Source organism: Dellaglioa sp. CoH-57-MRSF-18, assembly GCF_056781995.1.
The window spans coordinates 171101-187036 of record NZ_JBXAXX010000002.1 but is presented as its reverse complement, the minus strand read 5'-3'; the positions used below and the strand labels follow the sequence as shown (position 1 = coordinate 187036).

General features: G+C 33.2%; 14 protein-coding genes. 8 read left to right on the top strand and 6 right to left on the bottom strand.

The annotated features are described in order from the left end of the window. Positions 1 to 122 precede the first annotated feature (122 nt). Complete coding sequence (locus AC1RPG_RS02690) at positions 123 to 1013, top strand: YitT family protein (RefSeq protein WP_409022584.1); 891 nt, start codon at positions 123 to 125, stop codon at positions 1011 to 1013. 14 nt (positions 1014 to 1027) lie between these two features. Continuing rightward, positions 1028 to 1216, top strand: a complete 189-nt coding sequence (locus AC1RPG_RS02685) for a 2-hydroxymuconate tautomerase (protein ID WP_481761282.1) — start codon at positions 1028 to 1030, stop codon at positions 1214 to 1216. 89 nt (positions 1217 to 1305) lie between these two features. Here the strand turns inward: AC1RPG_RS02685 and AC1RPG_RS02680 are convergent, their stop codons facing one another. Continuing rightward, positions 1306 to 2118: a Cof-type HAD-IIB family hydrolase gene (locus tag AC1RPG_RS02680; protein ID WP_409022582.1), complete on the bottom strand. Its 813-nt coding sequence runs from the start codon at positions 2116 to 2118 to the stop codon at positions 1306 to 1308. Between the two features lie 293 nt (positions 2119 to 2411). On the opposite strand from AC1RPG_RS02680, the gene AC1RPG_RS02675 reads away from it, so the two are divergent. Both AC1RPG_RS02675 and AC1RPG_RS02670 read left to right on the top strand, forming a co-directional pair. After that, positions 2412 to 2735: a metal-sulfur cluster assembly factor gene (locus AC1RPG_RS02675; RefSeq protein ID WP_481761283.1), complete on the top strand. Its 324-nt coding sequence runs from the start codon at positions 2412 to 2414 to the stop codon at positions 2733 to 2735. Between the two features lie 22 nt (positions 2736 to 2757). Beyond that, the gene (locus tag AC1RPG_RS02670; protein ID WP_481761284.1) at positions 2758 to 3732 is read left to right on the top strand and encodes an ABC transporter permease; all 975 of its coding nucleotides are present in this window, start codon (positions 2758 to 2760) and stop codon (positions 3730 to 3732) included. Between the two features lie 63 nt (positions 3733 to 3795). Here the strand turns inward: AC1RPG_RS02670 and fni are convergent, their stop codons facing one another. Genes fni through mvk form a run of 4 tightly spaced genes read right to left on the bottom strand, consistent with a single transcriptional unit; the run spans position 3796 to position 7873 of the window. After that, complete coding sequence (gene fni, locus AC1RPG_RS02665; protein WP_481761285.1) at positions 3796 to 4833, bottom strand: type 2 isopentenyl-diphosphate Delta-isomerase; 1038 nt, start codon at positions 4831 to 4833, stop codon at positions 3796 to 3798. A gap of 15 nt (positions 4834 to 4848) precedes the next feature. Further along, entirely contained in the window at positions 4849 to 5913 is a 1065-nt protein-coding gene (locus AC1RPG_RS02660; protein WP_481761406.1) for a phosphomevalonate kinase, read from the bottom strand. Positions 5914 to 5943: 30 nt separating this feature from the next. Further along, positions 5944 to 6909: a diphosphomevalonate decarboxylase gene (gene mvaD / locus AC1RPG_RS02655; RefSeq protein ID WP_481761286.1), complete on the bottom strand. Its 966-nt coding sequence runs from the start codon at positions 6907 to 6909 to the stop codon at positions 5944 to 5946. Beyond that, positions 6899 to 7873, bottom strand: a complete 975-nt coding sequence (gene mvk, locus AC1RPG_RS02650; protein WP_481762176.1) for a mevalonate kinase — start codon at positions 7871 to 7873, stop codon at positions 6899 to 6901. The genes mvaD and mvk overlap by 11 nt, the downstream gene beginning before the upstream one ends. A 184-nt stretch (positions 7874 to 8057) precedes the next feature. Between mvk and AC1RPG_RS02645 the strand changes: the two genes are divergently transcribed. The 4 genes from AC1RPG_RS02645 (at position 8058) to AC1RPG_RS02630 (ending at position 13620) form a co-directional block, all read left to right on the top strand. Next, positions 8058 to 10883 carry a helicase C-terminal domain-containing protein gene (locus AC1RPG_RS02645; protein ID WP_481761288.1) on the top strand — a complete coding sequence of 942 codons (2826 nt, stop codon included), beginning with the start codon at positions 8058 to 8060 and terminating at the stop codon, positions 10881 to 10883. Positions 10884 to 10947: 64 nt separating this feature from the next. Further along, positions 10948 to 11445 (top strand): cell wall elongation regulator TseB-like domain-containing protein, encoded by a 498-nt coding sequence (locus AC1RPG_RS02640; protein ID WP_481761289.1) that lies wholly within the window; start codon positions 10948 to 10950, stop codon positions 11443 to 11445. A gap of 90 nt (positions 11446 to 11535) precedes the next feature. Beyond that, complete coding sequence (gene asnS, locus AC1RPG_RS02635) at positions 11536 to 12837, top strand: asparagine--tRNA ligase (RefSeq protein WP_409022573.1); 1302 nt, start codon at positions 11536 to 11538, stop codon at positions 12835 to 12837. 72 nt (positions 12838 to 12909) lie between these two features. Beyond that, positions 12910 to 13620 carry a DnaD domain protein gene (locus AC1RPG_RS02630; RefSeq protein WP_481761290.1) on the top strand — a complete coding sequence of 237 codons (711 nt, stop codon included), beginning with the start codon at positions 12910 to 12912 and terminating at the stop codon, positions 13618 to 13620. 60 nt (positions 13621 to 13680) lie between these two features. Here AC1RPG_RS02630 and AC1RPG_RS02625 read toward each other — a convergent pair whose 3' ends face one another. Then, positions 13681 to 15927: a transglycosylase domain-containing protein gene (locus AC1RPG_RS02625; RefSeq protein ID WP_481761291.1), complete on the bottom strand. Its 2247-nt coding sequence runs from the start codon at positions 15925 to 15927 to the stop codon at positions 13681 to 13683. Positions 15928 to 15936 lie beyond the last annotated feature (9 nt).

Below are 15936 nucleotides of genomic sequence, written 5' to 3'. Positions count from 1 at the left end.
CCGGTTACGCTGTATAAGGTTAGTTTAATAGAAATTTAAAATGAGAGATTACTCATTTTATTAATATTATTGTTTAATAAAAGGTAAAATGAAAAGAGTCACATATAATAGGAGGGAGATTTATGAAGTTATCAATTTCTGATAAAAATAAACGACTAGTTATAATTGTATTTTCGGGATTATTAATTGCATTATCCCTTAATTTCTTTCTGATTCCAGGAAATATTTTTGGAGCTGGTGCCAATGGTATTGCCCAATTACTTTCTGCTATTTTTTATGATCTATTTCATATTAAAATTGGTACTGGATATCTAATTATGTTAATAAATATTCCAATTGGTATATTAGGCTGGTATAAAGTAGGACGTTCATTTACATATTATAGTGTACTGACCGTCGCTTCTTCATCTCTCTTTACGGTAATTTTACCCGTTCATCAATTATCAACTAATCCATTAATGGCAGCATTATTTGGTGGTGTAATAAGTGGTATTGGGGTTGGATTAGCATTAAAATTTGGTTTTTCAACTGGTGGGATGGATATCATCGCACTTGTTCTAGCTAAAACGACAGGTAAAACAGTCGGTTCATTAATGTTATCAACAAATATGATTATTATTTTAACGGCTGGATTTTATTTCAGTTGGGAAAGTGCTTTGTATACAATTATTTCTAATTATGCTATGTCTAGAGTTGTCGACGACATCCATACATCGCATCAAAAGTTAACAGCATTTATTGTTACAAAAGAAGCAGATTTAGTTGTTGGAGCGCTCCAAAAATCATTAATTCGTGGAATTACAGTTATTGACTCAAAGGGCGCTTTCTCAAATGAAGAAAGTAAAGTTTTGATGTTAGTTATTACACGTTATGAATTATATAATTTAAAAATGACAATTAGTGATGTTGATCCAAATGCATTTATGAACTTAGTTAATACCGCTGATATTGAAGGCAATTTCCTAAACTCAGACCAACAAGAATTATTAAGAAAAGGGCAATCAACTAAATAAAAAGGAGATTCGTTATGCCAATTATAAATATTGATTTAATTGAAGGTCGTTCACAAGAACAACTTAAAAATTTAGTTAAAGATGTGACTGAAGCTGTTTCAAAAAATACTGGTGCACCTACAGAGCATATCCATGTAATTTTAAATGAAATGCGTAAAGATCGTTATAGTGTCGGTGGTATTCTAAAAAGCGACGAAAAATAAATATCATTAAATATGACTTCTGGTATATTCCAGAAGTCATTTTTTATAAAAAAATAACAGACCATTACTGATCTGTTACTAATTAACGATTATTTAGCTAAATTTAAATAATTTTTTAAGTAATGAGCAAGCCCATTTTCTTGGTTATTTAAAGAGGTAACATCATTGGCTAGACCTCTAATTTCAGAAGTACCATTTTTCATTGCCACACCCCAGCCAGCATATGAAAGCATTTCTTTATCATTACTTTCATCACCAAAAGCAACGATATCTTTTTGAGAGATACCATAGTAATCTGCTAGATAAGAAACACCAATTGCTTTTTGAATCCCTTTTGAAACAACTTCTAGAACAGGTTTTGGTCCGCCCCAAGTGTTGACTTCGATAACATCACCATATTTTTCAAGTAGTCTAGATGTAATTAATTGTTTTTTATCTTGATCGACAAACATCGTAATTGATGTCGGATCATGTTGTAAATTTTGTTTATTAAGAATTTGATTTGATCTTAAAACTTGTGGGAAAAAGCCTTTCACTAGCTGACTTGCATTGTCAGCCAATAACATATTTTTTCCTTCGGCTGCTAACATGTTAATACCTAATTCTTTTCTAGCGTTAAGAATATCAAAAACAATATCTCGATTAATTGTATATTCGTATGATTTATCCCAATTTTTATGTGGAATATGTGCCAGGGCACCATTAAAATTAATCATTGGAGTTGTTAACCCTAATGAATCATAAATTTGTTTTGAGATACGATATGGGCGTCCCGTTACAATACTGACAATGTGTCCTTCAGCTGTTGCTTGAGTAAGTACTTTTTTTGTTGTTGAACTAACTTCTGCATTATTATTTAAAGTTGTGCCATCTAAATCAATTGTAATTAACTTTTTGTTCATCGTTATTGTTCCTCCATCAACTTAACTTATGTGTAGTAAGATTTACAGTTTTTTATCTTAGTTAGTTCAGGATAGCATTTGAGTATGCAGTATTCAAACGTATTTAACCTTTTTTTATCTATTGTTATAAAATCGTATCTTTAATTTAATCCGGCTTCATAGTAACTTTGGCGCCGTATAACATTATTTTTTAGAAAAAGTAAAGAGTTCAGTAACATTAAAACAATAGATTGCAATGCTAAAATAGAAACGATAAACTAGTAATATTAGCTATTCAAGAGAGGATTAATCCTATGAGTGAAAGACGAAGTGCAGAAATAATTAAGCAAGATATTTTGACACATTTAGAAAAAGTGATGGATCCTGAATTGGATATGGATATTATTAATTTAGGTTTAGTATATGAGATTGAATTAGACAATGACAATAATTGTAATGTACAAATGACTTTAACCACTATGGGTTGCCCGTTAACAGGTGTTCTATCTGATTTAGTCGAAGATGCGTTAAAGCCAGTGCTAGAAATAAAAAAAGTAACTGTACAATTTATATGGAGTCCAGCCTGGTCAATTGAACGTATGTCTAGGTATGCAAAAATGGCACTCGGTGTCCATTAAAAGTTAGGGGGAAATTAAATTGATGATGCGAAGAAGATACATATTTATAGTAGCTATCTTACTACTTACATTCTTTACCACATTTTTATTTTTTAAGATGCAGGAAAAAGATTTAATCACAAAATTAGATAATCATAATCTATCTAAAAATGCATATGTTCTTAAAACAAAAGAACAAAATTTAGATAAATATAATACAACGTTAGCAAAATCAGAAAAAATTTCTGATTTTCAAATTCATTATCAAGTAAAAAACAAAAAAAATATTTCTTATTTTTATGCGAAGGGTAGTTATGATAAGCCACCAATGGTTTCTGGAACTTTTTTCTCAAATAATGATTTTTTATCTGAAGTTCCGGTAGCAGTAGTTGGTCGAAATATTGAAAAAAAATTATACTCGCCATTTCATCAGCAGTATTATAAATTAAATGGGCAATACGTTTCTGTCATCGGTATTATGGGTGATAAATACAATTCTGAGTTGGATAATCAAATTTTTATTGCAATGTCAACTGCAGACATAAGTAAATTGAAGGCAAATAATACAAATATTATTCTTGATTCAAAGCATGTCGTGACTAAGAATGTGTTAACGACCGAATTAACTAATACAACAGTTTCCAAACAGGTTAATGATAATTTAATTTTAACTAATAACTCATGGATTAGTCGACATTGGCAACAAGCGGTGGGCTTAATGGCTGTTATTGCTAGTGTTATGGTCGCAACTTATATTTGGATTGTTGGTGTTAGTAAACAAATTCGTAATCAGAAATTTATCAAACAATCAAAAAAAGTTATTATTTGGAATAACTTGCTAATTTACATGGGATCATTCTTAGTTGGTGGCTTAATAGGAACTGCGATTGGTCAGTCACAATTTTCGATTAAAACAAATATGATAGCTCTGTATGAGTTCGAAGGTACTCTATTTATCGTTGCTTCCGTTGTTTTCTACTTTGTTATCCGTAGAAGAGTTAATAAACGTAATAATTAATAAAAACGCCAAATCAGTTAGATTCATTATCTAACTGATTTGGCGTTTTTTATGTAAACATGATTATATTTGATTTTTAAAATTTTGTAACTCAGGTGATAAAATCATTCTAATTTTTGTTAAATCACTTAAATTTTTGGTGCCAAGTAACAGCATAAGCATGTTAATTTTTGATTGATAATCTGATATGGTATTTGTTAGCGCATCTTGACCTTGTTTATTGAGAATGTGTAAGAATGCACCAGAGATACCAACACTTTTAGCGCCTAAAGCGAGACATTTAACAATATCTAATGGGGTACGAATACCACCAGAGGCAAAAATTGTTAAGCCTGTTTGCAGAGATTTTGTATCAATGAGACTTTCAGCTGTAGTTAAGCCCCAATCCTCTAGAAAGGAGAAATCTTTAGCATGTCTACGTTCGTTTTCAATCATGGCAAAATTTGTGCCGCCACGACCAGAAATATCAACATAACGTACACCAATATCAGCTAATTGTTGAACCGTTTTATGAGACATCCCAAAACCAACTTCTTTAACAATAATGGGTACTTCAAGCTTATTTACGATTGTTTCAATATTCTTCAACCAATAAAACTCACGTTCACCTTCTGGCATAATAATTTCTTGAGCGGCATTAATATGAATTTGTAGGGCGTTTGCTTCAATCATATCAACGGCTCTTTTTGACTGATCTAGTGTTGCATTGGCGCTTAAATTAGAAAAAATGAGACCATTTGGATTCTTTTCACGAAGTATTTTAAATGTATGAGCCTTAGAAGGGTCTTTTAAGGCGATACTTTGAGAACCTGTCGCGATTGGTGTATTTGTGATAGCTGCAACTTCGGCTAATTGTTGATTTAAAATACCCGTTTGTTCACTGCCACCAGTCATAGCATTAATATAAAAGGGCGATTGAAACGAGAAATTTGGAAGCTCAACGCTAGATTGAATATCATTAATAGAAAGTTCAGGTAAATTTGAAGGAATAAGCTTGATCTCATTCAATTGATTTTTTGATTCCGTATTGAATAATTTTTCGGCGATAAATACGTGTTCATCTTTTCTGTGACTTTGAATTAAATTATCGTCTTTAATCATAAAAAACTCCTTATCCTATAAGGTCACTTTGATATCCAAAGGTTGAATATCATTTTGTGCCCAATCTTTAAATAATTCAGTACGATTTGTTTCAGAGGTTGCTAATGCAATACCGCAATCACCACCGCCAGCACCTGATGTTTTTGCGGCAGCATGTTGGGATTCTGATAAATTACAAAGGGAAGTTAATGATTCGGTTTCAATTATTACCTGACTAGCATCGGCTAATTGTTGTAAAATCATTCGATTATTTGTAATTTCTTGTTGAATAATGATGGAATTGTTTAATTTAAAGCCATCAATCATTGCAGTGACACATTTTTTTGAATCTTCTAAAAATTCAGAGTAAGTCTTTTTTTGTTTTGCTTTAAAAAGGGCCATCTTATCAACAAAAATGGAAGTTGAAGCTGGAGAGCCAGTCCAACCGATTAATAATTCTAAATCTTTAGGTTGCGGTAGGCGTTGGACAGAAAGCATAGGCCAATCCATAGATAAAAGTTCGGTTAGTGGCGTACCTTGTCTCATAATTTTTAACCATTCTCGATCAAATGAATAATAAGCAATCCATCCGCCATAAACACTAGCGGCAATATCTCCGAGTGAACCATTTCCTTGAACATCTAGGTGAGCCATTGCTGATAATTTAAATAGAGCGTTATCCGTTAATTTTAAATTATAAAATTGTGAAACGGCACGAACGGTTGCTACGGTAACCGCAGCAGAACTGCCCAAACCATATTTTTTACCATCAGTACTATCTAAATCACTATCAATATTGACATGATAATTAACCATCTGTTTTCCGATGGATTGTGCATATAATTCGGTTAAATGAATCGCCGATAATATGTAGTGAAAGGGGTTATCTCGATTATCAAAAATAATTTTTGTCCCTTGACGATACCAAGATAAAGAATTTTCTTGGTATTGTTTAGATGAAATACTACCTGTTTCTTTACTCTTTTTAATTGTTACAGTTACAAACTGATCAATAGCAACAATAATTGCTGGTGATCCAGGTTCAACAATTGCGTATTCTCCTGCAATATAAAGTTTTCCTGGTGCTTTAGCGGTGATCAAATAGCTCAATTCCTTTCAATATGGATAACACTAAATAAGTGTCGCTCCAGGTCCAGGCTTGGCAACCAAAAGATTTTTTGCACCAAAAAGTGGACTTAATTTATTTAAAATATAAGGTGTTTCAGTTTTGGAACAAATTATTTTAACATTTGGACCAGCATCCATTGTGAAGTAACAGGTAATACCTTCTTGACGCAAGTCACGAATAGCATCCATAGCACGTATGCTGTCAGGATTAAAATAAGTAAAGCTGGGATTAGCGCTTAAAGTTGTTGCGTGCATTTTCATTGCATTATTTTCAGCAATTTGACCAACTTTTTCGAGGTTTTTCTCTATAATAGCCTTTTTCATATCAATTAAATCACGTTCAGAAGATTTAACCCATTCATTGTAGAAAGGTGATGTGTCCACGGAATGTTGCATTCCAGAACGAGAATCAATCGCTTTTTCATGACTATTAATCATAATAGCAATCATTTGAAGATCCCAATCAATCGTTTCTTCAATCGGTATAGCAAAGGAGTCTTCATCATTGTGACCTTTTTCCCATTCAACTAGGCCACCAAAAATAGAGCGACTAGCTGAACCAGAACCACGACGTGCTAATCGTGATAAATCGCGTTTATTTAAATTTAAACCAATTGCTTGACTAGCAGCAAGCGCAAGTGCAGCATATGCGCTCGCTGATGACGCAAGTCCTGCTGAAGTTGGAACGTGATTTATTGATTCTACTTTAGCGTAAATATTTTTTTGTGCTTGATTACGAACAATATCTAAAAAGGCTGATACTTTGTTATCCTTTTTTTGTTTAGAATTTAGAAAGAAGGTATCTTCAGTTAGCGTATCGTCAAAAGTTACCGTAGTATCGGTATAAAAATGATCTAACGTTAAGGATAGGCTATTGTTGTAAGGAATAATTAAATCTTTATTTTGTTTACCCCAGTATTTAATGAGTGCAATATTAGTATGGGCGCGAGCTGAAATTTTATTTTTCAATATGTTGTGACTCCTTTTTAAGGGGTTGAATCCAAGTTGCAATGGCACCATTACGATTTAAGAGATGGCTTAGATTTAAAGCTTCTTCGGGTGTTTTAACTAGGGCTATCATACAGCCACCGCCACCACCACCGGTAAGTTTGGCACCTAAAGCGCCATTTTCTAGACTTGTTTTGACAAGTGCATCTAATTTGGGATGACTAACACCTAAAGATTTTAGTAAATGATGAGCCCTAGATAATGTGTGTCCTAAACTTATAGCATCATCTGTCGCAATTTGTGCCTTAGCCATACTTGTTAATTGACCAAGTTCGGAAATTATTTTTTCAGTAACGTCAGGACTTGATAAGACGCGATCACGAACTTGACCAACAGTTAAACCCGTTTGGCCCTTGATTCCCGTATCAGCAATCACTAAGGTTGCCTCTATGTTTAATGGGACAGGGTAAGCCTCTTGGTGCTTAATGAACCAAATGGGATCGCGGCTACTGGTTGTTGCGGCATCGATACCACTTGGAGAACCATGTGTGGTTGTTTCAGCGATATTGGCAATAAGTAGAAGTTCATCGCGTTCGATTTTCGTATCAAAAAAAGCGTACAAACTTCGAATTATGGCAATAACTGTGGCAGCGGAAGAACCCATCCCTCGTTCAGATGGGATGTCACTTTCAATCGTTAATTTAAATGATTGATGTCGTTTATTCAATGATTTTAAAATGTACTGGATAACTTGCTTAATGCCACGCATATTCATGGGAACATTTTTCAGTTCACCACTATAAAAACGACTTGTGATCCATTGTTTATCTGCCATTGCTTCCGTTAAAACTGATATTTTAACATTTGGTAAAGGGAGGGCAATAGCGGGTTGGCTATAAACAACAGAGTGTTCGCCGATTAATATAATTTTAGCATGGCTAGTACCAAGAAATTTTGCTTCTGTATTATCTGACAAATTGTTCAAAAAAAGAGTCCTCTCTAGATGAATTTACTTCCATTATCATACCTTAAAATTGTCGTTATAGCTATAATGGACTGGATGAACTTTGAGAATTTATAATGATTTAGTTTTTGGCATATGATTCTTTAATCAATATGGTAAAATAAACATAAATGCGTTAACTTAAAAAGACTGGTGATAAACTTCAATGAATAAAAATACGATTTATGCTGTAGTGGATATTGAAACGACGGGAACAAATCTTAAAAGTGGCGATCGAATGATCCAATTTGGTTGCGTTTTAGTTCAAAAAAATCAAATAATAAATTCTTTCTCGTTTGATATTAATCCTGGTATGGCAATTCCGAAAGTTATTACAGAATTAACAGGGATTACAAACCGTCAAATCAGAAAGGCTGCCTATTTTGAAGACGTCGCCGCAACGATTTACGCGATTCTCCAAGATACAGTTTTTGTTGCGCATAATATTAACTTTGATTTGCCATTTATCAATAGTGAGTTAGAAAGAGTTGGCTATCCTGCATTATCAATAAAAGGTGTCGATACTGTACAGCTTAGTCAAATCTTATTGCCAACAGCACCCAGTTTTAAATTAAAAGATCTGAGTCGATATTTGAATCTGACTCACGAAAATCCGCATCATGCCGATAGTGATGCCCATGTGACAGCTGAGTTATTTATCTTCTTATTAACTCGACTAGAAACGATTCCAAGAGAAACCTTATTTGAAATAAATCGTTTAAGTTCATTTTTATTAAGAAATACAAATGAATTATTTTCTGATGCGTACAGTGATAAAAATAGAAGACAGGAAAGACTACCAGATCATCTATACATTGTTGGAGGGATTGTCCTTCAACGTAGGAAACAAGATACATTTAATTTAACGAATTATGTTTATCCTGAAGCAGAAGTAGATAAGAAAAAAATATTTGAAAAACAATTAAGTTGGCGACCTGAACAAGCAAAGATGATGGACCTTATTTCTGAACATTTAAAAAGTGGAAATCGAACATTAATTATTGAGGCTCCTACAGGAATCGGTAAAACATTAGGTTATTTAATTCCAGCAGCTTATCATGCTCAAAATCGCAAACAAATTGTGATTAGTAGTGCGACAACATTACTTCAAACCCAGTTGATGAATCAGGCATTACCGTTACTTAACAAATTATTGCCTTTTCAAACAGCTGCAGTAAATTTGAAGGGCAGTAACCATTATATAAATTTAGCGGCGTTTAAAAAAGAATTAACACAAAAAGAAACCTCTGGACAGATAGCTTTAATGAAAATACGTATCTTAGTATGGCTGACAATGACTAAAACTGGTGAACTTGATGAATTAAAACTTTCAAGTTATCAAAATCCCATTTTTAATCAAATTGAACATCAAGGGGTTGGGAGTTTAGTATTAACTGATCAATTTTTTGAAGTTGACTTTATTAATACGTTATATAAACAAGTTGAATCGTCAGCAATTATTTTTACAAATCATGCTTTTTTAATGAAGCATCCTGGTTTATTTAACTCAGATCGTACAAAACTTGCGCCTGAATTAATTGTAGATGAAGCACAGCATCTTGCTGATGTTGCTCTACAGTCAAATAAAGGACGCATTCGATTCTGGAAAATTATTAATATGTGTGATTCATTATTGACTAGCATACAAAGTTCACAAAAATTTTCTTTTAATGACTTAATGGCAATTAATTTCTTAACAGCTAGTGAAAACAATCAATTATTAACAGAAATTAGGAAATTACGGGAATCAGTTGAGTTACTCATCAGACAATTTTCAAGAGAATATGGTCGACAAATTAGTAGGAATTCAGCAGCAAAAAATGAAACGACCGGAAAAGCAATTATTTTAAAATCAACTGAGCTAATTGGATTGATTAATCGAAATAAAATTATGCTTGAATCTGTTTTAAAAGTGATAACTGTTTTAAAAAGAGATGATGCCATTTTACGAGATCGTTATATCGCTGCAAAAAGCCAACAAAATATCGGCCAAGATGAGCAACAGCTTTTGAATCGTGTTCATAACTTTTTTAAGCAATTATTTGCAGAAACTGAGGGCTGGACTATATTTGAACAAAATCAAGACAAGCTAAATGAAAAGGTGCTTTGGTTAAGTTTTCCGATTAACGGACAAACAGACAAAATGCAATTTGAATTTAGTTTATCAGATGCAACTCATTTTCTTTCTGAAGTAATTTATCGGCACTTTAATCACCTGACGTTTACTGGGGCGACTTTGTTACTACCAGGTAATCCTGATTACATTATTGATCAGCTAGATATACAAGATGATAATTACAAAATCAAAAAATTAGGGAGTCCTTTTGATTATAGTAACCAAGCTAAATTGTATGTAGCAAGTGATGCTTTTGATGTTCGATCATCAAAAGAGCTTTATGAATCTTACTTGGCTGATTCAGTTTATGAGATTATAAAATCACAACGTAAACAAACGTTAATTTTATTTAATTCGCTTGATACGATAGCAAATGTTTATGGGTTATTAACAAAAAGAGGGTTACATCTTGATCGTGAACTTTTAGTTCAGGGTGTTACAGGACGGCCTGAAAAATTAAAAAAACGATTTTTATTAGGTAAAGACGCTATTTTAATGGGTACTGGTAGTTTCTGGGAAGGCGTTGACTTACCAAATGATAGATTAGAACTTTTAATTGTGACGCGGTTACCATTTGAGTCTCCAGAGTCGTTAAATGTAAAGGCGAAAGAAAAAGAGTTTGAAGGTCAAGGTAGGGATGTATTCAGTGAGTATTCACTGCCTAGAGCAACAATGAAGCTTAAACAAGGGTTTGGACGCTTAATTCGGACGTCAACCGATAAAGGGGCAATGATTGCATTGGACAATCGATTGATAAATCAAAGTTATGGTAAAAAAATGATTGAAGTATTGCCGGATGAATTACAACTTATAAATGAACCATTGGCAGATATTATTATTGATTTAAAGACGTTTTTATCTAATTCTGATAGTTAATCAGAATTAGATAATGTCTGTTATAATATGACCGTATAAAACTAAGACAGGAGAAAAATTGATCATGCGAAGATCCCCCAAAAAATCAAAAAACATCGTTTTTCTTTCGATACTTGGTACGATATTAGTTATTGTGGTAAGTGCTTTTATTTTATATAATCGCGCAAAATCACCGATGGCTACAGCTGAAAAAGAAGCTGTTACAATTGCTAAAAAATACGCAAAACTAGATAAAGAAACAGCATTTTATAGATATAATAGGGATGCAACTTATTTTACAGTTGCAGGGACAACAAAAGCTAATAAAAGAATTTATGTGATTGTTGCTCAAAAAGGTGGAAAAGTTAAAGTCTTATCACAATCAAATGGTAAGACAAAAAATGATATTTTAACTTATATCTGGAATGAAAAAAAACCTAGTAAAATATTGAATGTCGGACTTGGTATATACAACGGTGTACCTGCATGGGAAGTGAGTTATTTGAACAAGAAAAAAGCTCTTTGTTATGAAACACTGCAGTTCTCAAATGGTAAAGTTTTAAAATCCGTTGAAAATATATAATTGTCTTATGGACTAATATATCTGACTAATGATATTATAAAAGGAATGAAATCGATCTAGCAACTAGGACCGTAATGAGGAGGAAGTTTATTGAAAACAATTAGTATAATTGATGCTAAAAACCATGTAGACGAAGAAGTAAAAATCGGTGTTTGGCTTACTAATAAAAGATCAAGTGGTAAGATTGCATTTTTACAATTACGAGATGGAAGTGCCTTTTTCCAAGGTGTCGTGATAAAAAGTAATGTCAGTGAAGAAACTTTTGAAATGGCAAAAGAGTTACATCAGGAATCTAGCCTTTACGTTATTGGTGAGATTCATGAAGATAAACGCTCACCATTTGGCTATGAAATTGAAGTTAAATCACTTGAATTAGTTGGTGATAGTCAAGATTATCCAATTACACCTAAAGATCATGGAACAGAATTTTTGATGGATCATCGTCATTTATGGTTACGTTCAACGAAACCATATGCAGTTATGCAAATTAGAAATGAAATTATTCGCGCAACATATGAATTTTTCAATAAAGAAGGTTTTATAAAGATTGATGCGCCTATCTTAACTGGTAGTGCACCAGAAGGTACAACTGAACTTTTCCATACTAAATATTTTGACAAAGATGCCTATTTGTCACAATCAGGTCAATTGTATGAAGAAGCTGGGGCAATGGCCTTTGGTAAAGTATTCTCATTTGGACCAACTTTTAGAGCTGAAAAATCTAAGACAAGACGCCATTTAATTGAATTTTGGATGATTGAACCCGAAATGGCATTTATGCACCAAGAACAAAGTCTTGAAGTACAAGAACAATATATTGCGTTCTTAGTACAAAATGTTTTAGATAACTGTGACTATGCTTTAGATATTCTCGAAAGAGATAAAGAAGTCTTAAAAAGTTATACAAAAACACCATTCCCTAAAATTTCTTATGATGAAGCCGTCGAATTATTACAAAATTCTGGTGAATTTCCTGATACTAAATGGGGTGATGATTTTGGATCTCCTGAAGAAACTTATTTGGCAGAACATTTCAGTATGCCAGTATTCGTTTTAAACTATCCTAAAGCAATTAAACCATTTTACATGAAACCACATCCAACGAGAGAAGACGTCGTTATTTGTGCTGACTTATTAGCTCCTGAAGGTTACGGCGAAATTATTGGTGGTTCAGAACGTGAAACTGATGTAGATAACTTAATAGCACAAATTAAAAAAGCTGGATTGAACGAAAAAGATTACGAATGGTATTTAGATTTAAGAAGATATGGTAGTGTTCCTCATTCAGGATTTGGTCTTGGATTAGAACGCGCAACAACTTGGATTACAGGTGAAGAACATATACGTGAGGCTATTCCATTCCCACGTCTATTAAACCGTATTTACCCATAAAAAAGTAGAGAAAAAGAACCTTTAAACGAAATTGTTTAAGGTTCTTTTCTTAATTAAGGAGGCATTTTCGTTATGGATGCATTTATGAGTCAATTTTTAGAAGCAGGGGAAACCCATGTGTCTAATTTAATTTTACGGAATTATCGAAAAATTGGATTATCAAGTGATGAATTAATTTTCTTAATCCATCTATTAAGCTTTAATCAAGCAGGTAATAAATTTCCAGATACAAATCAAATTGCCAGTCAAATGGGCGTGACGGCCCAGGAAACCTATACATTACTGCAGAAATTAATCGAAAAAAAAGTTATTTCTATCAAAACAATTGATGATTCAAATGGGTACAGCACCGATCAATTTGATTTTAGTGTGTTATATGAAAAATTAAATAATTTAAGTCATAGGACACAAGAAAAGGTTGAAGTTGTTAAGAGTAATAATTCTCGAAAAGAGGTTTATGAAAAAATTGAAGTTGAATTTGGAAGACCTTTATCACCAATGGAATTAGAAAGTATTAGCATGTGGATTGATCAAGACCACTATATTCCAGAACTAATTTTGATGGCGTTGAAAGAAGCTGTCCTTAATCAGGCATACAGTTTAAAATATATGGATAGAATTTTACTAAATTGGGAAAAGAAGCATATAAAAACAAGTCAAGACATAAAAAAAGATAAAGAAAAAAGACAACAACAGAACTTTTCAAATAATGTGAAGAATAATGACAATACAAAAGAATCTAATGATAAACCGGAAATACCCCTATATCATTGGTCAAATTAATGAAATAAATAAAAACCTGGCGATATTCAGAATTTTAACTGAATATCGCCAGGTTTTTATTTAACGAGTAGCAGACGAAACGGCTTTACTGCTGTCTGCTTTAGATGAAGCACTTGAACTAATAGCGGAGCTAGAACTACTAGATGAACTAGAACTTTCTGAAGAACTAGAACTACTTGAACTAGAAGAACTGCTTGAACTAGATTCTTCTGAAGAACTAGAACTATTTGATATCTTAGGAACTGAATATGAACTGCTATCTGCTGTTGTTGTTTCTGCAGTAGATGAATCTGTTAATGATAATTCGCCATTTTTCAGATAAACGTCAGAAGGTTTTGTCCAATCCGTATTTGAAACTGATTGGGAAACGTACTGCATTAAGTTTTTATAAATACCTACAGCTAGATGTTGAGAATTAACATCTAAGTAGTTATTTGCGACTAATGGTGAATCATAACCTGTCCAAACTGCAATTGAGTAATTTGAAGTATAGCCGGAAAATAATGAATCCATAACTGCGCTAGATGGAAATTTAGAAGCAACATTTGATGGATAATCAGTAGTACCGGTTTTACCCGCTTGGTAAAGACCCGGTATTTGAGCTGCCGTACCTGTACCATTAGAACTATTAATAACACCTTTTAGCATATCAGTAATCATATAAGCAGTTGATGTTTTCATTGCTCTAGTACCTGAGCTAGAATAATTTTCAACTGTACCATCTTTTCTTTCAATTTCTGAAATATAAGTCCCTTTGTGATAAGTTCCACCATTTGCAAATGCTGCATAGGCTTCTGCATTTTGAGTCGTTGACATGTTTGCACCGATACCAGATGAGTAAGTATCAACTTGATCCTTAGAGACACCAAGTTTTTTGACGAATCCTTGGGCTTTTGATAATCCAACCGCTTCAAGTGTCCGAATAGCAGGGATATTACGTGATTGAATCAAAGCATTTCGCATTGTCATTGTTCCAAGATAGCTATTATCAAAATCATTTAATTGTTTTGTAGTAGCATCAGGGTAGTAATATTTTGTATCGCTAACTTTTTGATTAGTTGGGTAGTCTAGATATTCAATAGCAGGACCGTAATCCATAATAGGTTTCATGGTTGAACCGTTGCTTCGACTAGTTGCGACAGCCCGATTATACCCGAAAGTAACATTTGTTTGTTTACGGCCACCAATCATAGCTGAAATAGCGCCAGTTTTTGAATCAACCATGGTAACAGCTAATTGCATTTTACTGTCAGGATAGACCACATAGTTATTTGTATTAGCTATATCATAAAGTCGTTTCTGAGCATCCAAATCTAAGTTTGTACGAATCTTAAGACTACTGTTATAAGGATCAAAACCTTTATCTTTAACAGACTGAATAACTTCTTTTAAATAGGAATCAGAAATTTTTGCATTATAAGTATCTTTTTCGGCAGAATGTGATGTTCTTAGGCCTGAAGTAATTGGTGTCGCTTTAGCTGTACTTGCTTCGCTTGCCGAAATTTTGTTATTTGCTAACATTGCATCAATAACTTCATTACGTCGTTCCTTTGCGTATTCTGGATGCGCGTAAGGATTATAAGAAGATGGGGCATTAGGAATACCAGCAATTAACGCGATTTGTTCTGTATTTAATTTATTCAATTTTTTACCGAAATAGTAATTTGCAGCAGTTTGCATCCCGTAAATACCATTTCCCATAAAGACTTTGTTAGCATAGAACGTTAAAATCTGAGATTTACTGTATTTACGCTCTACTTGTAATGCTAGCCATGCTTCTTGCGCTTTTCGTTTTATTGTTTGATCAGATGCTTTTGTCGAAAAGACAGATAATTTAATAAGTTGTTGTGTTAAAGTACTACCACCTTGAAGACCAGCTGATCCACCAGTGATATTTGACAAGGCTGCACCTACAATTCGCACAGGATCAACGCCATTATGTTTATAGAAACGTTTATCTTCGATTGAAACAATGGCATCTTTTAATAGTTGCGGCATGTCAGACGATTCAGCGTAGACTCTTGAAGTTCCTAAGGTAGTGATGATTTCATCATTCTTTGCATAAATGACACTTGCAGGGGTACTTTCAAGACTACTTGATGTTATTTTTGGTGAATCTTTGGCGTAATAGAAAAATAAACTGATACTAGCAATTACGCCAATAACGAATAGAGCAAGTAAGCTCAAAAAAATACGTTTAAAAAGTTTACCTTTACTATTTTTACCTTTGTTGCCTTTTTTGTTAGTGCTTATTTCTTGTTCGCGTCGCGCAACACGAGTAGTACCTTTATTATCAGCTGTTGCCATAAATAAAAT